At 71.1% G+C, this 20,633-nt stretch carries 19 protein-coding genes; 11 read left to right on the forward strand and 8 right to left on the reverse strand.

Translation table 11 applies throughout. The features are described 5' to 3' along the window. Window positions 1-40: 40 nt before the first annotated feature. The 4 genes from ACFQ6X_RS32340 to ACFQ6X_RS32355 all read right to left on the reverse strand — a co-directional run bounded on the left by ACFQ6X_RS32340 (window position 41) and on the right by ACFQ6X_RS32355 (window position 4,560). Window positions 41-496, reverse strand: coding sequence for an ATP-binding protein (locus ACFQ6X_RS32340; RefSeq protein WP_383186789.1), 456 nt, complete (start codon window positions 494-496; stop codon window positions 41-43). Window positions 497-662: 166 nt separating this feature from the next. Then, complete coding sequence (locus tag ACFQ6X_RS32345) at window positions 663-2,234, reverse strand: CHASE3 domain-containing protein (protein ID WP_383186888.1); 1,572 nt, start codon at window positions 2,232-2,234, stop codon at window positions 663-665. A 56-nt stretch (window positions 2,235-2,290) separates the two neighbouring features. Then, window positions 2,291-3,550 (reverse strand): PP2C family protein-serine/threonine phosphatase, encoded by a 1,260-nt coding sequence (locus ACFQ6X_RS32350; RefSeq protein WP_383186791.1) that lies wholly within the window; start codon window positions 3,548-3,550, stop codon window positions 2,291-2,293. Window positions 3,551-3,663: 113 nt separating this feature from the next. Then, a complete protein-coding gene (locus ACFQ6X_RS32355; protein ID WP_383186793.1) occupies window positions 3,664-4,560 on the reverse strand; it encodes an RNA polymerase sigma factor SigF in 897 nt (298 codons plus the stop codon). 234 nt (window positions 4,561-4,794) lie between these two features. Here ACFQ6X_RS32355 and ACFQ6X_RS32360 point away from each other — a divergent pair, with 234 nt between their 5' ends. The 3 genes from ACFQ6X_RS32360 (at window position 4,795) to ACFQ6X_RS32370 (ending at window position 8,464) form a co-directional block, all read left to right on the forward strand. Beyond that, entirely contained in the window at window positions 4,795-6,252 is a 1,458-nt protein-coding gene (locus ACFQ6X_RS32360) for an MFS transporter (RefSeq protein ID WP_383186795.1), read from the forward strand. A gap of 162 nt (window positions 6,253-6,414) precedes the next feature. Further along, window positions 6,415-7,902, forward strand: a complete 1,488-nt coding sequence (locus tag ACFQ6X_RS32365; RefSeq protein WP_383186797.1) for an SDR family NAD(P)-dependent oxidoreductase — start codon at window positions 6,415-6,417, stop codon at window positions 7,900-7,902. 388 nt (window positions 7,903-8,290) lie between these two features. Continuing rightward, window positions 8,291-8,464 carry a hypothetical protein gene (locus ACFQ6X_RS32370; RefSeq protein ID WP_329215559.1) on the forward strand — a complete coding sequence of 58 codons (174 nt, stop codon included), beginning with the start codon at window positions 8,291-8,293 and terminating at the stop codon, window positions 8,462-8,464. A gap of 74 nt (window positions 8,465-8,538) precedes the next feature. On the opposite strand, the gene ACFQ6X_RS32375 is transcribed toward ACFQ6X_RS32370, so the two are convergent. Genes ACFQ6X_RS32375 through ACFQ6X_RS32385 form a run of 3 tightly spaced genes read right to left on the reverse strand, consistent with a single transcriptional unit; the run spans window position 8,539 to window position 11,334 of the window. Beyond that, window positions 8,539-9,975: a lipase maturation factor family protein gene (locus tag ACFQ6X_RS32375; RefSeq protein WP_383186799.1), complete on the reverse strand. Its 1,437-nt coding sequence runs from the start codon at window positions 9,973-9,975 to the stop codon at window positions 8,539-8,541. Between the two features lie 16 nt (window positions 9,976-9,991). Next, a complete protein-coding gene (locus ACFQ6X_RS32380) occupies window positions 9,992-10,504 on the reverse strand; it encodes a DUF1990 family protein (RefSeq protein WP_383186801.1) in 513 nt (170 codons plus the stop codon). Continuing rightward, window positions 10,501-11,334, reverse strand: coding sequence for a YndJ family protein (locus ACFQ6X_RS32385; protein ID WP_383186803.1), 834 nt, complete (start codon window positions 11,332-11,334; stop codon window positions 10,501-10,503). Before ACFQ6X_RS32385 ends, ACFQ6X_RS32380 begins: the two co-directional genes overlap by 4 nt. A 134-nt stretch (window positions 11,335-11,468) precedes the next feature. Between ACFQ6X_RS32385 and ACFQ6X_RS32390 the strand changes: the two genes are divergently transcribed. The 5 genes from ACFQ6X_RS32390 to ACFQ6X_RS32410 all read left to right on the forward strand — a co-directional run bounded on the left by ACFQ6X_RS32390 (window position 11,469) and on the right by ACFQ6X_RS32410 (window position 17,130). Further along, the gene (locus ACFQ6X_RS32390) at window positions 11,469-13,535 is read left to right on the forward strand and encodes a SpoIIE family protein phosphatase (RefSeq protein ID WP_383186805.1); all 2,067 of its coding nucleotides are present in this window, start codon (window positions 11,469-11,471) and stop codon (window positions 13,533-13,535) included. 120 nt (window positions 13,536-13,655) lie between these two features. Beyond that, a complete protein-coding gene (locus ACFQ6X_RS32395; protein WP_383186807.1) occupies window positions 13,656-15,017 on the forward strand; it encodes a wax ester/triacylglycerol synthase family O-acyltransferase in 1,362 nt (453 codons plus the stop codon). Window positions 15,018-15,176: 159 nt separating this feature from the next. Then, window positions 15,177-15,347, forward strand: a complete 171-nt coding sequence (locus ACFQ6X_RS32400) for a hypothetical protein (protein ID WP_383186809.1) — start codon at window positions 15,177-15,179, stop codon at window positions 15,345-15,347. Then, window positions 15,344-16,213: an amidohydrolase family protein gene (locus ACFQ6X_RS32405; protein ID WP_383186811.1), complete on the forward strand. Its 870-nt coding sequence runs from the start codon at window positions 15,344-15,346 to the stop codon at window positions 16,211-16,213. Before ACFQ6X_RS32400 ends, ACFQ6X_RS32405 begins: the two co-directional genes overlap by 4 nt. A gap of 56 nt (window positions 16,214-16,269) precedes the next feature. Continuing rightward, window positions 16,270-17,130 carry an Fpg/Nei family DNA glycosylase gene (locus ACFQ6X_RS32410; RefSeq protein ID WP_383186813.1) on the forward strand — a complete coding sequence of 287 codons (861 nt, stop codon included), beginning with the start codon at window positions 16,270-16,272 and terminating at the stop codon, window positions 17,128-17,130. A gap of 7 nt (window positions 17,131-17,137) precedes the next feature. Here ACFQ6X_RS32410 and ACFQ6X_RS32415 read toward each other — a convergent pair whose 3' ends face one another. Beyond that, window positions 17,138-17,842: a zf-HC2 domain-containing protein gene (locus ACFQ6X_RS32415; protein ID WP_383186815.1), complete on the reverse strand. Its 705-nt coding sequence runs from the start codon at window positions 17,840-17,842 to the stop codon at window positions 17,138-17,140. A gap of 123 nt (window positions 17,843-17,965) precedes the next feature. Between ACFQ6X_RS32415 and ACFQ6X_RS32420 the strand changes: the two genes are divergently transcribed. The 3 genes from ACFQ6X_RS32420 (at window position 17,966) to ACFQ6X_RS32430 (ending at window position 20,630) form a co-directional block, all read left to right on the forward strand. Then, on the forward strand, window positions 17,966-18,718 hold the full coding sequence (locus tag ACFQ6X_RS32420) for a LytR/AlgR family response regulator transcription factor (RefSeq protein WP_383186817.1): 753 nt from the start codon (window positions 17,966-17,968) through the stop codon (window positions 18,716-18,718). Window positions 18,719-18,780: 62 nt separating this feature from the next. Beyond that, a complete protein-coding gene (locus tag ACFQ6X_RS32425; protein WP_383186819.1) occupies window positions 18,781-19,143 on the forward strand; it encodes a hypothetical protein in 363 nt (120 codons plus the stop codon). 23 nt (window positions 19,144-19,166) lie between these two features. After that, window positions 19,167-20,630 carry a cation acetate symporter gene (locus ACFQ6X_RS32430; RefSeq protein ID WP_383186891.1) on the forward strand — a complete coding sequence of 488 codons (1,464 nt, stop codon included), beginning with the start codon at window positions 19,167-19,169 and terminating at the stop codon, window positions 20,628-20,630. Window positions 20,631-20,633 lie beyond the last annotated feature (3 nt).

The following is a 20,633-nucleotide window of genomic DNA, read 5'->3' on the forward strand; positions in this document are numbered from 1 at the left end:
GCCCCGGACCAACCGGTCCGGGGCGGGGCGCCGCCGTATGTCAGGTACTGAGCTGGAACTCGGCCCGGATGCGCTTGCCCACAGGGACCCGCTCGGCCGTCACCCGGTCGCAGAGCGCCACCACGATCTCCATGCCGTGACCGCCGAGACGGGCAGGGTCGGGGGCGTAGAGGACCGGGAGCGCCGTACTGCTGTCGTACACCGTGATGCTGATACGGTCCGCGTTCCCCTCGAGCTCCAGCAGATAGGGGCCGTGGCTGTAGCGGTCCGCGTTGGTGACGAGCTCGCTCACCGCCAGCATCAGATCGCTGCGGGTGTGCTCACCGAGGACCGCGAGCCACTCCGCCGCGAGCCGCGCCAGGAAGCGGTCGGCCAGGGCGCGGGCCTGCGCGATGCATCCCGGTTCGCCGTCGAACACCTCGGCGGCGAGCAGAACCTCCGTGACCGATGCCCCCTGAACGGGGTCGTCCGGCCGTGAGGTGGCCTGTTCGTTCATGTGCTCCAGCCAGGGCGCCGCAGGGGAGGTCGGAGACCTCTTCTCGCCGTTCGTCTACCCGCGTCGAGAGATCCCACTCCGGGAGATCTCTCAGATCTTACGCACGACGGGGCGGCTGTACCACGCTGATGGAGAAGTTGTCGATCTGCCGCACCGAGCCGACGGTTCACGGTGCGTCTTCCGGCTGCGGGCTGGTCAGGGCGGGCGCGAGCAGTTCCGCCGTGGTGTGCGTGGGCGCCTCGGGGGCGACGGGCAGGGTGAAGTGGATGAGCGTGCCCTCGTCCGTGCCCGGGTCCAGCCAGATCCGGCCACCGTGGAACTCGACGATCTTGCGGCAGAGGGCGAGCCCGATGCCCGTGCCCTCGTACGCGTCACGGTCGTGCAGGCGCTGGAAGATGACGAACACCTTGTCCGAGAACTCCGGCGGGATCCCGATGCCGGTGTCCGCGACCGTCAGATGCCAGTCCTCGCCCTCCCGCACGCATCCGACGGTGATCCGGCACGGCACGTCCGGACGGCGGAACTTGACCGCGTTGCCGATGAGGTTCTGCCAGACCATGGTCAGCGCCGTCGCGTCGCCGAGCAGTTCCGGCAGCCGGTCCTCGCGTACGACGACGGCCCCCGATTCCTCGACGGCCAGGGTGAGATTGGCGAGGGCCCGGTCCAGGGAGCGGTCGAGATCGACGGGCTTCCAGCTCTCGTGGATCCGTCCCACCCGGGAGAAGGTGAGCAGATCCTCGATGAGCACCCGCATCCGCACGGCGCCGTCCACCGCGAAGTCGATGTACTGCTTGCCCCGTTCGTCCAGCTCCGTGCCGTACCGCTTCTCCAGCAGCCGGCAGAAGGAGGCCACCTTGCGCAGGGGCTCCTGCAGGTCGTGCGAGGCGACGTAGGCGAACTGCTCCAGTTCGGAGTTGGACCGGCGCAGCTCCTCGGCCTGTTCGGCAAGCAGGGTCTCCCGCTCCCGGGACTCGGCGAGCTCCGCCACCAGACGGCGGCGCATGTCCTCCACCGCGGCGGCCACCGCTCGTACGTCGGACGGACCGCGGACCTCGATCCTCCCGGCGAAGGTGCCCGACCGGACCGTGTCCGACGCCGCGGTCAGTGCGTCGAGAGGCCGGCCCACCATCCGGTGCAGCAGCAGGCTGAGCGACACGACGGCCAGCACGAAGCCGATCACCAGCGCGAGGAGCACCCGGTCCCGGGTCGTGCGTGCCACGCCGAGATCGGCACGGGCCTGATCGCGGGCGACGTCCAGATGGGACTGCTGCTCCGTGTACAGCTGTCGCAGCGTGTCGAACTCCGCCTTGCTCTGCCGGATCGGCTCCGAGGACTCGCCCGCGGGTCCTGCCGCGTGGACACGGGCGATGAGCGGCTCGGCCCGGAGCAGGCGCCACTGCCGGGAGGCCTTCTCGATCCGGTCCAGGTCCCCGGCGAAGGGCTGTTCGTCCCCGACGAGAGCGCGGACCCGGTCCAGCCTCTGCCGTTCGGCCCGCACACCCGCCTCGTAGGGCTCCAGGAACGACGCGTCTCCGGTGAGCGCGAAGCCGCGCACCCCGGTCTCCTGGTCCAGAAGGGAGTTCTGCAACTGGTACGACCAGGAGCGGGCGGGCTGGATACGGTCCACCAGCTCCGTGGTCCGGTCGGATATGCGGGAGAGGACGAGGCCGCCGACGACCAGGCACCCGCAGACCATCAGCACGAAGCCGGCCAGGATCAGATGGACCCAGTTCTGCACCGACAGCCGTGCGAACCGGCCCGGCCGCTTCGTCCCGGCCGTGCTGCCGTCCTTCGTCACGAGTCCGCTCGCCAGCCCAGGTGCAGGACGGCGACATCGTCGGCGAGCCCCCCGTACGGCGAGGCGCTCTCGGTGGCCTCGGCGACGAGGGCGTCGACGAAGGCCCGGGCCGGCAGGGCCCCGTGCCGACGGGCCATGGCCAGCAGCCCTTCCTCGCCGAGGCGGGACTGCGGCCCCGTGCGTCCCTCGAACAGGCCGTCGGTGAACAGGACGAGTTCGCTGTCCGGGAAGAGGTCCAGCTCCGTGACGGTCCAGCGGCCGACCCCGGGCAGGAGTCCCAACGCCATGCCGGCCTGGGGTTCCACCCAGCTGACGTCCGTACCGCGACGCAGCAGCAGGCCGGGGTGACCGGCCCGCGCGATCCGCACCCGGTCCCGGCCCGGCGGGAAGACGAGCGCGGTGACGGTGGCGAAGACATGGGGGTCGGACCGCTCGGCGACGAGTATCTGCTCCAGGAGCCCGATCTTCTCGAGCTGGGTGACCCCGGTCAGTACGGCGGTGCGCCAGGCCACCCGCAGACAGACACCCAGCGCGGCCTCCGCGGCCCCGTGCCCCGACACATCGCCGATCACGGCGTGCACCGCGCCGTCGGCGGTCTGGATCACGTCGTAGAAGTCGCCGCTCAGCAGCCCGTGGGCGCGCCCCGCCTCGTAGCGTGCGGCCACGCCGAAACTGTCGTCGCTCAGCAGCGGGATGGGCAGCAGCGCGCGTTCCAGCCGGGCGTTCTCCTGCGCTATCAGCTGGCTCGCCCGCATCGCGGACGCGGATCGCTCGGCCTGCTTGCGCTGGAGTGCGTAGCGGACCGCGCGGCCCAGCGCCTCGGGATCGATCCTGCCCTTGACCAGGTAGTCCTGGGCACCGTGCGCCACGGCGGACAGTCCGGTCTCGGCCTCGGCCAGACCCGTGGTGACGACGATGGCGGCATCCGGTGCCGACTCGACGAGCTGCCTGACGGCGTCGAGGCCGTGCACATCGGGCAGATGCAGATCCAGCAGGACACAGACAGGAGTGCGGCAGGACCGGAGGAAGAGCCGTGCCTCGGCCAGTGACTTGCACCAGGTGAACGAGGAGTCCAGCTCACTGTCGGCCAGCAGCTCCTCGACGAGCAGAGCGTCCCCGGAATCGTCCTCGACCAGGAGAATGGCGGCCGCGCGGGCGTCCCAGACGGACGCGGCGGCGACGGTGACGCCCTGCTGTGCGGGGATCCCGGTGGGCTCCTTCGCACGTGCAGAGGTGCCCAGCGGCAGATCGGCCACGCTCCACCCCCTCGACGGACGGCAGGGGGCGACCCGTGCCGTAACGCCTGGAAGCATATGTGACCGATGCCCGGCTGGTCAGCCGGGCATCGGTCACAGAGTGTGCTCGTTTCTCAGGCCTCGACGCACATACCTGTACGCAGTCGCTGCACGATCCTGCTGAGCAGGCGCGACACGTGCATCTGGGAGACGCCGAGCTCCGCACCGATCTGGGACTGCGTCATCTCCTGGCCGAAGCGCATCTGGACGATCTTCCGCTCCCGCTCGTCCAGCTGATCGAGCAGCGGGGCCAGCGTCTGCAGGTTCTCGACACTCTCCATGGCGGGGTCGTCCTCACCGAGGAGATCGGCGTACGAACGCTGGTCGTTGCCGGAGTCGCTGTCGGCGCTCGGGGTGTCCAGCGAGCCCGCCGAGTAGCCGTTCGCCGCGACCAGCCCCTCGATGATCTCCTCCTCGGGGAGATCCAGATGAGCGGCGAGCTCCCGCACCGTGGGGTCGCGGTCGAGCTCGGCGGACAGGTGCTCCTTGGCCTTGGCGAGCTCGACGCGCAGCTCCTGGAGCCGGCGCGGAACGTGGACCGACCAGGTCGTGTCGCGGAAGAACCGCTTGATCTCACCGACGATGTACGGCACCGCGAAGGTGGCGAACTCGACCTCGCGCGAGAGGTCGAACCGGTCGATCGCCTTGATCAGGCCGATCGTGCCCACCTGGACGATGTCCTCGGTGTCGTCCCCGCCCCGGTTGCGGAACCGCGAGGCGGCGAAGCGCACCAGCGAGAGATTCATCTCGATCAGCGTGTTGCGCGCGTACTGGTACTCGTGGGTGCCTTCCTCGAGGACCTGGAGCCGGTCGAAGAAGATCTTCGACATGGCCCGCGCGTCCTGGGGCGCGACCTTTCCCGTGTCCTTGATCTGCGGCAGCGAGGACCCCTCGAATCCCGTGCCGGCCTCGTCGTACCGCGCCGTGGCTGTGCCGACTGCCTCGGTGGTTCGCACTGACATGGCCGTCATGGTGTCGCCCTCCCCTGGATCCGGTGTGGTGACGGTCGCTTGCCCCGGTATCCGGAATTGATGCCACCGAGTCCCGAGATTCTTTTTCGCCGGCGGCGGTCCGAGGCGAATGCCGCCATCAGGTGTACCGATCTGTGGCGTTTCAGGGGGATTTCGCAAGCGAGTTCTCGGGCGGTGTGTGAGCCGCGCCTCATTCCGGGCACCTGTGGTGTTCCGGAGACAGAGGAGGGGCCCATGAGCGACACCGGTACGGCTGGTGGGGCGACCGTCACGACCAGGATCCCGGCCCGACTGGACCGGCTCCCCTGGTCGCGCTGGCACTGGATGATCGTGATCGGCCTCGGGACCGTCTGGATCCTCGACGGTCTCGAGGTCACGGTCGTCGGCAACATCGCCAGCCGGCTGTCCGAGGACGGCAGCGGACTGGCCATCACCGATGCCCAGGTCACCGGCATCGCCGCCGCACTGTACGTGGCGGGCGCGTGCTCCGGTGCGCTGGTCTTCGGGTGGCTGACCGACCGCTTCGGGCGCAAGAAGCTCTTCATGATCACGCTCGCCGTCTATCTGGGCGCCACCGCGCTCACCGCGATCTCCTTCTCCGCCTGGTGGTTCTTCCTCTTCCGGTTCCTGACCGGCTTCGGAATCGGCGGGGAGTACGCGGCGATCAACTCGGCCATCGACGAGCTGATCCCCAGCAAGTACCGGGGCCGTGTCGACCTCATCATCAACGGCAGCTTCTGGCTCGGGGCGGTGGCGGGCTCCCTGCTCTCCGTCCTCGCGCTGAACACCGACATCTTCCCCAAGGACATCGGCTGGCGGCTCACCTTCGCGCTGGGCGTGGTCCTCGGGCTCGTCATCCTCCTGGTGCGCCGCCACGTACCGGAGAGCCCGCGCTGGATGTTCATCCACGGGCACGACGAGGAGGCGGAACGGCTCGTCGACGGGGTGGAGCGGGAGGTCGAGAAGGAGACCGGCCGCCCTCTGCCGCGCGCCGACCGGACGATCACCGTGCGCCAGCGAAAGGGCGTCGGGTTCGGCCTGATCGCCCGCACCGTCTTCCGCTCCTATCCCAAGCGGGCGGTTCTCGGGCTGGCTCTCTTCATCGGCCAGGCCTTCCTCTACAACGCGATCACCTTCGGATTCGGCTCGATCCTGGTGACCTTCTTCGACGTCTCCAGCGGGTCCACCGGCTACTACTTCGCCGTCATCGCGTTCTGCAACTTCCTGGGACCGCTCTTCCTCGGCCGGCTCTTCGACACGTTGGGGCGCAAGCCGATGATCGCGGGTACCTACATCCTCTCCGGGGTGCTGCTCTTCGCCACCGCCTGGCTCTTCGACGCGGGCTCGCTCAACGCCGCCACCATGACCGGCTGCTGGTGCCTGGTCCTCTTCTTCGCCTCCGCGGGCGCCAGCTCCGCCTACCTGACCGTCAGCGAGGTCTTCCCGATGGAGACGAGGGCCATGGCCATCGCCTTCTTCTACGCCGTGGGCACCGCGGCCGGAGGCATCACGGGGCCCCTCGTCTTCGCGGACCTCACGTCCAGCGGCGTGGTCGGCGACACAGCCCTGGCCTTCTCCATCGGCGCCGGTCTGATGGTGGCCGCCGGCCTGGTCGCGCTCTTCTTCGCGGTCCCCGCCGCGCAGAAGTCCCTCGAGGACATCGCCACCCCGCTCTCCGTCGAGGAGAAGTAGGGAGGCGTGGGTGGCCGACCCGAACGGAGCAGCGCCCGACTCATGGCAGACTTGACCGGGGCATTCGGCCCGTAGCGCGCCGGCCCCCGCCGGCTCCCGGCCGGACCTCCTCCCCACCGAAGCCCGGCAGCGGCGCGAGTGACGAGTAACAGAGGAACGGCAATGACGGTGACACAGGACAGCCAGGAGTTCGCTCCCGGTATCGACGAGTTCGGTCCCGGTATCGACCCGGAGCGGCTGGCCGTCTGCCTGAGTGTGCTCGACGAGCTGGACACCATCGAGGTCGACCACCCGGACGCCATCGCCGTACGCCGGGCCACCGCCGGTATCTACCGGACGGTGAAGCAGCGCCGGCGCCAGGAGCGCCGGGCCGCCAAGACCGCGCACGACAAGGCAGTCACCGAGGCCACCGCGACCGGCTCCGCCGAGCGCATCGACGACGAGACGCAGGGCGTGCTCCCGTCGTCCTCGGCCACCGCCGAGATCGCGGGCATACTGCAGCGCCCCAGGTCCTGCTACATCTGCAAGACCCGGTACGTCGAGGTGGACGCGTTCTACCACCAGCTCTGCCAGAAGTGCGCCGCGGAGAACCGGGCCCGGCGTGACGCCCGTACCGACCTCACCGGGCGCCGGGCGCTGCTCACCGGCGGCCGGGCCAAGATCGGCATGTACATCGCGCTGCGGCTGCTGCGCGACGGCGCACACACCACCATCACCACCCGCTTCCCCAGCGACGCGATCCGCCGCTTCAAGGCGATGCCGGACAGCGACGAGTGGATCCACCGGCTGAAGATCGTCGGGATCGACCTGCGCGACCCTGCGCAGGTCGTCGCCCTCGCCGACTCCGTCGCCGCCGAGGGCCCGCTGGACATCCTGATCAACAACGCCGCGCAGACGGTGCGCCGCTCCCCGCAGGCCTACAGCGAGCTGCTGAGTGCGGAGTCCGCCCCGCTGCCCGCGGGCGAGCTCCCCGCGGCGCAGGTCATCGGTACCTTCGGCAGCGGCACGGTCGACCGCGTCGCCGCGCTCCCCGCCGCACGTAAGCAGGGCGAGGGCCTGAGCGCCCAGGACGTCACCGATCTCGCCCTGGTCACCGGATCCGCCTCGCCCGCCCGCATCGCCGCGGGCACCGCGATCGACGCGGGCGGCCTCGTGCCCGACCTGCACGACACCAACAGCTGGATCCAGACGGTCGAGGAGGTCGAGCCGATCGAACTCCTCGAGGTGCAGCTCTGCAACTCGACGGCGCCGTTCATCCTGATCAGCCGGCTCCGCCCGGCGATGGCCGCGGCGACGAAGCGCGCCTACGTGGTGAACGTGTCCGCGATGGAGGGCGTCTTCAGCCGTGGGTACAAGGGTGCGGGCCACCCGCACACCAACATGGCGAAGGCCGCTCTGAACATGCTCACGCGCACCAGCGCCCAGGAGATGTTCGAGAAGGACCGCATCCTCATGACGGCTGTCGACACGGGCTGGATCACCGACGAGCGCCCGCACCCCGACAAGATCCGCCTCGCCGAGGAGGGCTTCCACGCCCCGCTCGACCTCATCGACGGCGCCGCCCGGGTCTACGACCCGATCGTGCGCGGCGAAGAGGGCGAGGAGCTCTACGGCTGCTTCCTGAAGGATTACGCGCCCGCGGGCTGGTGACCTCACCCACCTGCCCGCACGGACCAGGCAGGACAGCGAGAACGGCGGCGGCCCCTCCTCATGGGCCGCCGCCGCTTTTGTCCCGCTGTGTGATTCCTGGGGAACAAGTGGTGACCCCCGTTGGCTGAAAGTGACCCAGGCCACACGTTCTGTCGAGCGGGATCGCGCTCATTTGGTTACTCTGAATTGAACGGACGCCACCAAGGGATCCACAAAACTTCCTCGGCCGTCCTGGGACAGGTCTGTAAGCAGGCCGCCGTCCCGCCCCGTACCGGCGCCACCGCGACCGAACTGTTTCTGCCCCTGCCCCGCAGAGGGCGGTCGATACACGGTTCTCACACCGCAGCGTCGCCACCGCCCGGGGTTACGCGACACAAAGGAGTCCGCGGTGACACCTGAAATGACGAAGAGCGAGCAGCGCCCCGCCGAACGGACCGGAGCGCGGGCCCATCGGCCCGAGAAGCTCCGGAACATCGAGGTCTGGGCCAGGTCGGCGCCGATCCGGCTGGCCGGTTACGAGGACGATCTCGCCGAGCCGCACATCCTGCCCGGCATCGACTGACCGCTCGCGCCACACCGTCGTACAGAGCTGAGCCCCGGCCCCCCGCATCGGAACCCGCGGGGGCCGGGGCATTCTCATGGCCGCCCACGGGGCCGCAGCGGTACGGGTCCGGCGACGGGCCGCATGAAGTCCCGCACGTAGGTCCGCCGCCACCAGCATCCGGTGGCGCGCAACTCCCGCAGGTCCGTGTACCGGTAGTGGAAGACCCGCGCGCGGACATGCGCGGGCGGGGTGCCGGGGAAGGGGTTGTGGCGCAGCAGCCGCAGGGTGTCCCGGTCGCCCTGCAGCAGCCGTTCGACGAACGGCCCGAACCAGGACCCGGCGTACGCGGGGGAGAGCGCGGCGAACCACATCATCCAGTCGAGGCGCAGATGGTACGGGGCGAACTGGCGCGGCATCCGGTGCGGGTCGCCCGGCTTCCCGCGGAAGCCGTACTCCTGCCAGTGGGTGCCTTCGTGGATCACCGCCTCGTCGGTCCCCTCGACCACGACCTCCAGCCGCATCCTGCTGATGCTCCCGAACGCTCCGTAGGTGTTGACCAGGTGGAGCGGGTCGAAGGACCGGTTCATGACCTGGCGGCGGGAGAGGAGATTGCGTGCCGGGTGGTAGCTGAGCACCAGGACGAGGGCCGTCACCGCCATGACCACGACCTCGTACCAGAGGGGTGGCGCGGACTGCTCGGGTGGCGGGCCCGCGACCGGGGACCAGTCGATCGCGGCGAGGGCGAGGGTGATCGTCAGCCAGTTCAGCCACGCGAAGTTCCCCGACAGCACCAGCCACAGCTGGGTGACCACCATGAGGCCCGCGGCGATGCTCGCCACGGGCTGCGGGGTGAACAGCAGGAAGGGCACCACGAGCTGGGTGACGTGGTTGGCGGCCACCTCGACCCGGTGGGCGGGCTTCGGCAAGTGGTGGAAGAACCAGCTCAGCGGCCCCGGCATCGGCTGCGTCTCGTGATGGAAATCCAGACAGGTCAGACGTCGCCAGCACTCGTCGCCCCGGATCTTGATGAGGCCGGCGCCGAATTCCACCCGGAAGAGCAGCCAGCGCAGCAGCCACAGCAGCAGGACCGGGGCCGCGTGGTCCGCGTTCCCGAGGAACACCGCGAGGAAGCCCGTCTCCAGCAGCAGCGACTCCCAGCCGAAGCCGTACCAGACCTGCCCGACCTGGACGATCGACAGGTACAGCACCCAGGGCGCCGCCCACAGGGCCATGGCCGCCCACAGCGGAAGGAACCCGTCCAGGCCCGCGAGGAGGGCGAGCGAGACCGCGCAGCCCGTCCAGGCGACGACCGCGAAGAAGCGGTCGGAGTAGTGGAGACGGAAAAGGCCGGGCGCGACCCGCCAGGGAGTGCGCCGTAGCAGCTCGGGCACGGGGAGCATGCCCCGTGCCCCGATCAGCGCCCGGAACTGGAGGACCGCCGACAGGAAGGCGACCAGGTAGACGGCGGCGAGGGCCCGCTGGAAGACCAGCCGGCTGAGCCAGTACCCGTCTGCGGTGAACCACTCCATCGCTTCCAGTATCGGCTCATCGGCCCGCGAGCACGCTCCGGCGCAGCGTGTTGCCCAGCCGGCGCGCGTACAACCGCTGGAACACCGGCACGAGGGGGCCGGCGAGCCGGGCGTACCAGGAGGCGGGTCGCGAGAAGGCCATGACGGTGAACCACACCGTCCCGTCGTCCGCCAGGTCCACCACGAAGCACTCCTCGCCCCGTTCCGGGTGCCGGGCCGTGGTGCCGTAGCCGAAGCCGATGCGCTCCTGCTCGTACGCGGTCCAGACGACCTCGCAGTGCGCGGTGACGCGGAAGGGCCCTGTGCCCAGCGACATCGCGACGCCGTCTCCTTCGGCCGCCCGCTCGGCGGAGGCGTTCACCCGCGTTCCGGCCCCGCGGTGCATCCGCCACTCGGTGACGGCGGCGCCCGCGGCCTCGAAGTCGGCCCGGCCGCGGCCCACGGCGGTCCGGTGGTGCAGGTGGTGGTAGCCCTGCGGGAGCGGCCCCAGGCGGGTGGCTCCGACCTCGGGGTACGTCAGAGTGGTCATGCGGTCCTGCCTTCCGGGTGGGTGCGGTCCTGGATGCGGCGCCAGGCGAGCAGCGAGCAGAGGGCGAAGCCCAGTGCGTTGCCCAGTCCATGGGTGGCGGCCATCCACGTCAGGGTGGGGTGGGGCAGTCCGGTGGCCTCGCCGAGCGCCCAGCTCAGCGCGAGCACCATGGTCGCCACGAGTACGGCGGCCGATGTGGCGAGAAGGGCGCGGGTCACGCGGTCCCGGCCGCCGCGCGCGGTGCGCCAGGTCAGAAGGGCGACCGCCCACATCCCGGCGGTCAGCACCACGGCACCTGCCAGTTCCGCCCAGTCGCCGACGAAGTAGCCGCCGAGGACGAGCAGGGTTCCCAGGGGCACGCTCAGGGCGGCGAAGCGGCCCGCCGGCCCGTCATCGCCCCGGCAGACGAGACCCGCGACCAGGGCCGCGGCGAAGCCGGCGAAGTGGAAGTGCGGGACGGTCAGCGCCAGGATGCCGAGCCCGAAGCCGAACAGTTCGTGGCCCGCACGCTCCGCGACCAGGGCGAGTGCGGCGACCGAGGGGGTGACCAGCGCGGTGAGCAGGGCGATCTCCGCGGGGCGGACGCTGCGGGTGCGGGCCAGCCGCCACGGTGCGTGCGCCGCCAGGAGCAGGGCTCCCAGGGCGTAGCAGCAGGCGAGTGCGGTGGCGGTGGTCCCGCGCGGCAGCCACAGGGCAACGGCGCCGGGCAGCGCGAAGAGCGGCCACAGGCGCCGCATCCGGTCGAATGCAGGGTCGCCTACGAGTTTCAGGCCCGCCGGCACGATCACCAGCATTCCCAGCATCACGATGAGACCGACCAGCACGGACATCGCGTCCACCCCCGACTTCGCGCAACATTGAACGTGTTCAATTGCTGTCGTGCTGAGAGTAGGCCATTTCTTGAACGTGTTCAAGATGGACGGTTCGGTCGAGGAATCGGACAAATAATGGCAGAGTGGCGCACATGGATGATCGGGTAGCGGGTGCCCTGTCACTCCCGGACGACTGGCCCGCCCACCCGGACCTCAGCCTCGCCCTGAACCGAATGGGCAGCTTCGACTGGGATCTCGACAGCGGCCTCATGCACATGGACCAGCCCGCTCTCGACGTGTTCGACCTGCGCCCCGACGAGTACGACGACCGTCCCGCCTCGCTCGCTCCACGCGTTCCCACCGACGAGGCCATCAGGCTCGACGGCATGGTCTCGCAGGCGCTCAAGAGCGGGCGCAGCAATTACGGCGCGTACTTCCGCGTCATGCGGCGCGACGGCACACTGCGCTGGACCCACACCCAGGGCTTCATCCGCCGGGACGGCACCGGCAGGCCGCGGCGCATCATCGGCATCGTGCGCGACGCCACCCAGGAGCTGGCCGATTCCACCGCCCGCCGGGAGGTGGACCAGGAGCGGCGGCGCCGGACCAGTCTGGTGGAAGGGACGACGGCCGCACTGGCCCACGCCCGGACCGTCAAGGACGTCACCGACGTCCTGAAGAACTCCCAGGGCCTGGCCAACCTCGGTGCCACCAGCCTCGTCATGGGCCTCCTGGAGTCCGGGCGCATCCACCTCGTGGCCGACGGGCCCGAGGGAGCCTATGTGCCCGGCACGCGGTACACCCGGACGGACGAGCCGTACCCGATGAGCGAGGTGATCCGCACCCTCGCGCCCCGCTTCATCGAGTCCGCCGAGGACTTCGCCACCTCCTACCCGATCCTCTGGCCCCACATCAGCCACCTCGGCATCACCGCCGCCGCCTATATGCCGCTCATCGCCCAGGCCCGCCCGATCGGCGCACTCGGCCTCCTCTACGGCAACAAGGCGGGCTTCACGGCCGATGAGCGGAACCTGCTGGTGGCGCTCGGGAGCTCGATCGCCCAGAGCCTGCAGCGGGCCATGCTCTACGAGCAGGAGCACGATCTCGCCGAGGGTCTCCAGCAGGCGATGCTCCCGCGCCGGATCCCCGATGTCCCCGGAGCGCAGGTCGCCGTCCGCTACCGCTCCGCGCGGCTCGGCCGGGACATCGGCGGCGACTGGTACGACGTCATCTCGCTGCCCGGCGGCCGGGTCGGCGCCGTCATCGGCGACGTACAGGGGCACGACACGCACGCCGCCGCGGTCATGGGGCAGCTCCGCATCGTGCTGCGCGCCTACGCCGCCGAGGGGCACAGCCCCGCCACGGTGATGGCGCGGGCCTCCGTCTTCCTCCATGAGCTCGACACCGACCGCTTCGCCACCTGCAGTTACGCCGAGATCGACCTGAGCACCGGGGTGGTGCAACTGGTCAGGGCGGGCCACGTCGATCCGCTCGTACGCGACGTCGACGGCAGCTGCCGCAGGCTGCCCGCGGAAGGCGGCCTGCCGCTGGGGCTCTCGGCGGAGTTCGGCCGTCTGGAGTACCCGGTCAGCACCGTCGAGCTCGACCCCGGCCAGACGCTGCTGATGTACACCGACGGACTCGTCGAGCTGCCCGGGGCCGACCTCGACGAGGGCATGCAACTGCTGGCCTCCACGGTCCACAACGGTCCGCAGGACATCCAGCAGCTGGCCGACCGGCTCTGCGACGTCGTCGACGAACGGGGCGGCGAGGACGACGTCGCGATGCTGCTTCTGCGCCGCAGGGCCGCGCACGCGCCCCACCCGGGCGGAAGGCTCCAGCAGCACGTCGCGCAGAACGACCCGGAGGCGCTGAGCTCCTCCCGCCACATGATCCGGGCGGCGGTGCGCGCCTGGGGGGCGAAGGGCCGGGCGGACGAGGTCGAGCTGGCCGCCGACGAGCTGATCACCAACGCGCTGATGCACACCGACGGCGGCGCGATCGTCACCATCCGGGTGCTCACCGGCCCCGAACGGCGTCTCAGGGTCGATGTGGAGGACCGGTCCAGCGCCCTGCCGCGACGCAGGGACGCGGGGGAGTCGGGGGTCTCCGGCCGAGGGCTGATGCTCGTCGACCGGCTGTCCGACGTGTGGGGTGTGGAGTCCCGCGGCAACGGCAAATGCGTGTGGTGCGAGTTCGTCATCCCGGAGCGCGGGTAGCGCGAGGACCGCAGCGACGCGAGGATGTAACAGTACGTAACACGCCCATGCTTGACCGTAACCGATCACCAGCGATTGACTGCGATCCTGCAGTCCTGCTGTCGATGACACGAGGCCCCGTTGAGTACCGAGCTCCTTGCACCGCTTGATCTGGCTTTCTGGCACCTCGAATCCGATGCCCACCCGATGCACCTCGGCGCGCTCGCCGTCTTCTCGCCGGCGCCCGGAGTGGGTCCGCAGGACCTGCTGGCATTGCTGGGGGAGCGCGCTGCCGCGATTCCGCGCCTCCGCATGAGGGTGCGGGACGTCCTGCTGCCCGTGGGCGGGGCTGCCTGGTTCACCGACAAGGACTTCGATGTGCACCGGCACGTCCGGCGGGTGGTCCTGGCGGAGGGCGACTTCATGGACGAGGCGACCCGGCTGGCGGGCGAGCTCATGGAGCAGCCGCTCGAACGCGGCCTGCCGCCCTGGCAGATGTACCTCCTGAGCGGCGCGGGCGGCGGCCCGTTCGCCGTCCTGGTGAAACTGCACCACGCCCTCGCCGACGGGATGCGGGCCGTCGCCATCGGCGCCGGGATCTTCGACCAGATCGCCGCCGCCGGAACGGGGCGCGGCGCGGCGCGCCGCAGGACACCGGTTCCCCCGCGCTCCTGGCTGCCCGGCCCGCACAAGGTGGCGGGCGCTGCACTGGACCGCATCGGGGAGGTCCGGCGGGCGCTGGGGGTCGGTGCCTCGGTCGTACGGGCCAGCCGCCTCGACATGCGCGGCTCGACCGTCCTGACGGCGAGCTCCAGCGGCACCCGCCGCCTGGCCACCGCAGAGCTCGACGCCGAGACGGTCCAGCGGATCCGCCGGGCCGAGGGCGGCACGGCCAACGACGTCCTGCTCGCGGTGGTCGCCGGGGCGCTGCGCCGCTGGATGCTCGAACGCGGCGAGCAGCTCCCCGACGCCGACCCGCGCGCGCTGGTTCCCGTCTCCCGGCGCCGGCCGCACGGTGCGGCCACCGGCAACCGTCTCTCCGCCTACCTGCTCGGCCTCCCGGTCGGGGAACCGCGGGGCCGTGAGCGGCTGCGTCTGGTCCGCAGCGGGATGGACCGCAACAAGGCGGCGGGCCCGATGCGCGGTGCGGGCGCGGTGGCGGTGCTCGCCGACCAGCTGCCCGCCCTGGCCCACCGGTTCGGTGCTCCGCTGGCCGGGAACGCGGCACGGATGCTCTTCGACGTCCTGGTCACCAGCGTGCCCCTGCCCCGCTCGGCGCTCTCGCTCGGCGGCTGCCCGCTGAGCGCCGTCTACCCGATGGCCCCCCTGGCCCGCGGGCAGTCACTCGCCGTCGCCCTGTCCACGTACGGCGGACGGGTGCAGGTCGGACTGGTGGCCGACGGCAAGGCGCTGCCCGACCTCGACCGGCTGGCGGCGGCAGTCCAGGACGAGCTGGCGGAACTGCAGTCCCTGGTCGTGCCCGTCGTGCCTGCCCCGTCCTAGGGCTTCACGGGTTCCGAGGGCCTGTCCACCGTAGATAGATCGGACAACTTGAAGGGAAAAGGTCTTCCGGAGCCGTACTGGGGGTTGACGTGCGCCAAGTGATCCGATGAATATTCGCAGTGCAGTGCACCGGCGATCATCGGCAAGGGCGGCAGAGGCATGCGGCGCATCAGGCTCGGACCCAGCGCGGTCGAGAGTACCGAGCTGTCCTTCGGGGCGGCGGCCATGGGCCACTTCACCGAGGTCGATCCCGCCCAGGCTGCCGCAGCCGTCCACGCGGCCCGGGACGACCCGCGCGCCGAAGGGCTGCTGAGCGAGGACCGGGCATGACACCGCCCTCAGGGATCATCGACGCCCACCATCACGTCTGGGACCTCGCCGTACGGGACCAGGACTGGATCACCGGTGAGGAACTCGCCCCGATCCGCCGCACCTTCACCCTCGCCGACCTGGAGCCCGAGGCGCGCGCCGCAGGTGTACGGGCCACCGTCCTCGTCCAGACCGTCACCGTCGCGGAGGAGACCCCCGAGTTCCTCGAACTCGCCGCCGGCAGCGGACTCGTCGCGGGCGTCGTCGGGTGGACCGACCTCACCGCACCGGACGTCGCCGACGCGCTCGCCGCCCTGCGCGCCCTGCCCGGCGGCGACCTGCTCGTCGGAATCCGTCACCAGGTCCAGGGTGAACCCGACCCCGAGTGGCTGCTGCGCCCCGACGTCCTTCGTGGACTCGAGGCCGTCGCGGAGGCCGGACTCGTCTACGACCTGATCGTCCTGCCTCATCAACTGCCCGCCGCCGTCCGGGCCGCCGCCCGGCTGCCCGGACTCACCTTCGTACTCGACCACGCGGGCAAACCGCCCGTGGCACTGCGGCGCACGCACCCGTGGGCGGACGGGCTCCGGGCGCTGGCCGCGCTGCCCAACACCGTGTGCAAGCTCTCGGGCCTGGTCACCGAGGCCGACCCGCGCTCCTGGACGGTCGAGGACCTGCGCCCGTACGCCGACACGGTCATCGCCGCGTTCGGACCCGACCGGCTGATGTTCGGATCCGACTGGCCCGTGTGCCGGCTCGCCGCGTCGTACGCCGAGGTCGTCGACGCGGCCCGCGTCCTGACCGGCGGTCTCGGCGACGACGAACAGCGCTCGGTCTTCGCCGCCACCGCACACCGCGTCTACGGCCTGGGGGAAGCGGCCGGCTGAAGGCGCGCCGCGCCACTTCGCGGGCATCGGCCGGTCCGCTGCGGCAGGCTGGTGTCATGCCCGAACTGCCCGAAGTCGAAGCACTGCGGGACTTCCTCGTCGACCACCTGGTCGGCAAGGAGATCGCCCGCGTCCTGCCTCTCGCGATCAGCGTTCTCAAGACGTACGACCCGCCGCTCACCGCCCTGGAGGGGGCGACCGTGACCTCCGTGGCCAGGCACGGGAAATTCCTGGACATCACGGCAGGGCCGCTCCATCTGCTGACCCACCTCGCCCGGGCCGGCTGGCTCCAGTGGAAGGACAGCTTCCCCGCCACGCCGCCCCGGCCGGGCAAGGGCCCCCTGGCCCTGCGCCTGATCCTCGCCGGCGGCGACGGGTTCGACCTGACGGAGATGGGCACCACCAAGCGCCTCGCGGTCCACCTGGTTCGCGACCCGGCGGACGTACCGGGCGTCGCACGCCTCGGGCCCGATCCGCTGGCCGACTCCTTCGACCGGGACGCGTTCGCCCGGCTGCTCGGCGGGGAACGGCGACAGCTCAAGGGAGCCCTGCGCGACCAGTCCCTGATCGCGGGCATCGGCAACGCCTACAGCGACGAGATCCTGCACGTCGCGAAGATGTCCCCGTTCAAGCTCACCACGAGCCTCGGCGACGCCGACATCAGCCATCTGTACACGGCGATGCGCACCACCCTCCAGGAAGCCGTCGAACGTTCCCGGGGCGTCGCCGCCGGGAGGCTCAAGGCCGAGAAGAAGAGCAACATGCGCGTCCACGGGCGTACGGGTCAGCCGTGCCCCGTCTGCGGTGACACCGTGCTGGAGGTGTCGTTCAGCGACTCCTCGCTGCAGTACTGCCCCACCTGTCAGACCGGTGGCAAGCCCCTCGCCGACCGGCGCATGTCCCGCCTGCTCAAATAGCCGGCCGTCAGCGGGTCACCGTCGCCAGCCACTGCCCGTCCGACGACCAGACCTCGAAGTGGTCGATCTCGGCGGGCCGCAGCGCGGCGCCCCCTCGGACCACCGCCGGCTCCTCGCCCGGCCCTGTACCCGTACCCGACCAGGTGCTCACCGTCTGTTTGCTGCCGTCCCGCCCCACGGCGACCAGCGCGCACGACCCCGCCGCCGGGGCCCGCGCCACCTCCAGCCCGACGTCCGAGCCCCACTCCCTCTCACCGGTCGTCACCACCGCACTCACCCCGGAGCCCCGGTCCCCTCCCGCCCACCGCTCGGCCGCCACCGGACCGGGCGACGAGCCGTCGTACAGGCCCGCCACGGCCGCCGGCCCGCCGACGCCGAGGACCACGGCCGCCGCCACCAGGGCCAGGCGCCGTCTTCGGGACGTGCGGCGTCCGGCCCTCGCCACCGCGACGATCCGGTGCAGGAGTTCCGGCCCGGCATCGGCCACCGGAGCGACCCCGGCCGGTGTCCGGCGCACGTACACCGCGAGCTGAGCCGCCACCTCCCCGAACTCGCGCACCTGGACCCCGCAGGCGGAACACTCCGTCAGGTGCTCCTCGAAACGGAAGGCATCGGCAGCACCGAGCACGCCGAGCACGTAGGCTCCGACGTCGCGATGGGGTTCGAGGATGCGCATGCCCACACGTACGCAGCGGACCCGTAAATCACTCATGCCGCAACGCAGCTACACACCCAGCGACCGACCCGCCCGAGAACGGCCGGCACACGGGGGCGGAAGAAGGTGTGCCCCCGCGACGCCGCCCCCCAGGTGCCGGTCGGTCTAAACTCCGGCCTCATGCTGCGCGTACTCGCCGTCGACGACGAAGCACCCGCCCTGGAGGAACTCCTCTACCTCCTGCGCGCCGACCCCCGCATCCGGAGCGCCGAGGGTGCCACCGGTGCGACCGAGGCGCTGCGCCGCATCGGCAGTGCCGTCGATGCAGGGCCCGAGGACCCCTCGGCCATCGACGTCGTCTTCCTGGACATCCACATGGCCGGCCTCACCGGACTCGACGTGGCCCAGCTCCTGGCAGGTTTCGCCGCACCCCCGCTCATCGTCTTCGTCACCGCCCACGAAGGCTTCGCCGTGCACGCCTTCGACCTCAAGGCCGTCGACTACGTGCTCAAGCCCGTACGCCGCGAGCGCCTGGCCGAGGCCGTCCGCCGCGTCGCCGAACAGGTCGGCGAGCGCTCCGCGCCCGTCCACGACGCCGCCGCCGACCAGATCCCGGTCGAACTGGGCGGGGTGATCCGCTTCGTGCCCGTCGAGGACATCGCGTACGCCGAGGCGCAGGGCGACTACGCCCGGCTGCACACCGCCACGGGCAGCCACCTCGTCCGGATCCCGCTGACCACCCTCGAGGAGCGCTGGCGTTCCCGCGGCTTCGTGCGCATACACCGGCGCCATCTGGTGGCGCTGAACCGCATCGACGAACTCCGCCTCGACGCGGGCAGCATGAGCGTGCGCATCGGGGACGCGGAGCTCGCGGTCAGCCGTCGTCACACCCGGGCCCTGCGCGATCTCCTGATGCGCCAGACCGGCCGCTGACCTGGGCCTACCCGGGCTCACCCCTTCCCAGCCGAGGCCCGTGCCACCTAGACTCCGAGCCCATGTCCGCAGAGAGCACACCCCGGCGCGAAGTGGTCACGGGGGAGCCGCGGCGGGTGCGTCCGCTGCCCCGCTACCGTGCCCAGTCGGAGATCGACGAGCAGACCGCCCTCGGCGGCGCCTACGTCCGCTCCCTGATGCGCAGCCAGCTCCGCGCCGGACTCACCGCCTTCGGCGTACTCGCCCTCGTCGCCGGCACCCTTCCGCTGGTCTTCGAGGCCGTCCACAGCAACACCCTCGTCTGGGCGGTCCTCGGCTTCGCCACCTATCCGCCGCTCACCCTGGCCGCCTGGTGGTACGTACGCAGGGCCGAGCGCAACGAGCGCGACTTCGCCCGACTCGTGGAAGGCCGCCCCGCACCGTGACCGCCCCCGGCCATCCGGCATCGATGGTGGCGGTCGCCCTCGTCGTCCTGGCCACCGTGCTCGTCGGCGGCTTCGGACTGCGGATCTCCCGGACCACGTCCGACTTCTACGTCGCCTCCCGCACCGTGCGGCCGCGCCTCAACGCCGCGGCGATCAGCGGCGAGTACCTCTCCGCCGCGTCCTTCCTGGGCATCGCGGGCCTGGTGCTGGTGCACGGCCCCGACATGCTCTGGTACCCGGTCGGCTACACCGCCGGATACCTCGTGCTGCTGGTGTTCGTCGCCGCACCGCTGCGCCGCTCCGGGGCGTACACCCTGCCCGACTTCGCCGAAGGGCGCCTGGAATCACGCCAGGTGCGCAGGCTGGTCAGCGTGTTCGTCGTCGGCGCGGGCTGGGTCTACCTCGTACCGCAGCTGCAGGGCGCCGGACTCACCCTGAAGATCCTCACCGGAGCGCCCGGCTGGCTCGGCGACGTCCTCGTGGCCTCCGTCGTCGTGCTCGCCGTCGCGGCGGGCGGCATGCGCTCGATCACCTTCGTGCAGGTGTTCCAGTACTGGCTCAAGCTCACCGCGCTCCTCGTCCCGGCGATCTTCCTGGTGCTGGCCTGGCAGGGCGACGGACGGCCCCCGGTCAGCTTCGACGAGCAGGTCTCCGTCTTCCGCGCCGAACACCCCCTCTACGCGACGTACGGGCTGATCGTGGCGACCTTCCTCGGCACCATGGGCCTGCCCCACGTCGTCGTCCGCTTCTACACCAGCCCCAACGGCCGCGACGCCCGCCGCACCACCGTCGCCGTCCTCGCCCTCATCGGCGTGTTCTATCTGCTGCCGCCCGTCTACGGAGCCCTGGGCAGGCTGTACGCCCCCGAGCTCATGCACGAGGGTGACGCCGACGCCGCCGTACTGCTGCTGCCCGCCCGGGTGATCGGCGGCCTCGGCGGTGATCTCCTCGGCGCGCTCGTCGCCGGAGGCGCGTTCGCCGCGTTCCTGTCCACGGCGTCCGGGCTCACCATGGCCGTCGCCGGAGTGATCACGCAGGACGTCCTGCCCTCGCGCGGCGTACGGCACTTCCGGCTGGCCACCGTCCTCGCGATCGCCGTGCCGCTGGCCGGTTCACTGCTCGTCAGCCGGGTGCCGGTGGCCGACGCCGTGGGCATGGCCTTCGCGGTCTCCGCCTCCTCCTTCTGCCCGCTGCTCGTCCTCGGCATCTGGTGGCGGCGGCTCACCCCGCCGGGTGCGATCGCCGGACTGCTGCTCGGCGGGGGCTCCGCGCTCCTGTCGGTGGCCATCACCGTGAGCGGCGCGGTACGCCCGCCCGGCTGGCCGCACGCCCTGCTCGCCTGGCCCGCGGTCTGGTCCGTGCCGGTCGGCTTCCTCGCGATGATCCTGGTGTCCCTGGCCACTCCGGGGCGGATACCGCCGGGCACCAACGCGGCCATGACCCGTTTCCATCTGCCGGAAGCGCTGACCTCGGGGAGAGGGCGATGACCC

This window comes from Streptomyces sp. NPDC056452, assembly GCF_042796085.1.
Classification (GTDB): Bacteria; Actinomycetota; Actinomycetes; order Streptomycetales; family Streptomycetaceae; genus Streptomyces.

What these genes read in the sequence shown, in the direction of transcription:
- ACFQ6X_RS32340 (WP_383186789.1), bottom strand. Translation starts at nt 496, where the DNA reads ATGAACGAACAGGCCACCTCACGGCCGGACGACCCCGTTCAGGGGGCA.
- ACFQ6X_RS32355 (WP_383186793.1), bottom strand. Translation starts at nt 4,560, where the DNA reads ATGACGGCCATGTCAGTGCGAACCACCGAGGCAGTCGGCACAGCCACG.
- ACFQ6X_RS32360 (WP_383186795.1), top strand. Translation starts at nt 4,795, where the DNA reads ATGAGCGACACCGGTACGGCTGGTGGGGCGACCGTCACGACCAGGATC.
- ACFQ6X_RS32365 (WP_383186797.1), top strand. Translation starts at nt 6,415, where the DNA reads ATGACGGTGACACAGGACAGCCAGGAGTTCGCTCCCGGTATCGACGAG.
- ACFQ6X_RS32375 (WP_383186799.1), bottom strand. Translation starts at nt 9,975, where the DNA reads ATGGAGTGGTTCACCGCAGACGGGTACTGGCTCAGCCGGCTGGTCTTC.
- ACFQ6X_RS32380 (WP_383186801.1), bottom strand. Translation starts at nt 10,504, where the DNA reads ATGACCACTCTGACGTACCCCGAGGTCGGAGCCACCCGCCTGGGGCCG.
- ACFQ6X_RS32385 (WP_383186803.1), bottom strand. Translation starts at nt 11,334, where the DNA reads ATGTCCGTGCTGGTCGGTCTCATCGTGATGCTGGGAATGCTGGTGATC.
- ACFQ6X_RS32390 (WP_383186805.1), top strand. Translation starts at nt 11,469, where the DNA reads ATGGATGATCGGGTAGCGGGTGCCCTGTCACTCCCGGACGACTGGCCC.
- ACFQ6X_RS32400 (WP_383186809.1), top strand. Translation starts at nt 15,177, where the DNA reads ATGCGGCGCATCAGGCTCGGACCCAGCGCGGTCGAGAGTACCGAGCTG.
- ACFQ6X_RS32405 (WP_383186811.1), top strand. Translation starts at nt 15,344, where the DNA reads ATGACACCGCCCTCAGGGATCATCGACGCCCACCATCACGTCTGGGAC.
- ACFQ6X_RS32410 (WP_383186813.1), top strand. Translation starts at nt 16,270, where the DNA reads ATGCCCGAACTGCCCGAAGTCGAAGCACTGCGGGACTTCCTCGTCGAC.
- ACFQ6X_RS32415 (WP_383186815.1), bottom strand. Translation starts at nt 17,842, where the DNA reads ATGAGTGATTTACGGGTCCGCTGCGTACGTGTGGGCATGCGCATCCTC.
- ACFQ6X_RS32420 (WP_383186817.1), top strand. Translation starts at nt 17,966, where the DNA reads ATGCTGCGCGTACTCGCCGTCGACGACGAAGCACCCGCCCTGGAGGAA.
- ACFQ6X_RS32425 (WP_383186819.1), top strand. Translation starts at nt 18,781, where the DNA reads ATGTCCGCAGAGAGCACACCCCGGCGCGAAGTGGTCACGGGGGAGCCG.
- ACFQ6X_RS32430 (WP_383186891.1), top strand. Translation starts at nt 19,167, where the DNA reads ATGGTGGCGGTCGCCCTCGTCGTCCTGGCCACCGTGCTCGTCGGCGGC.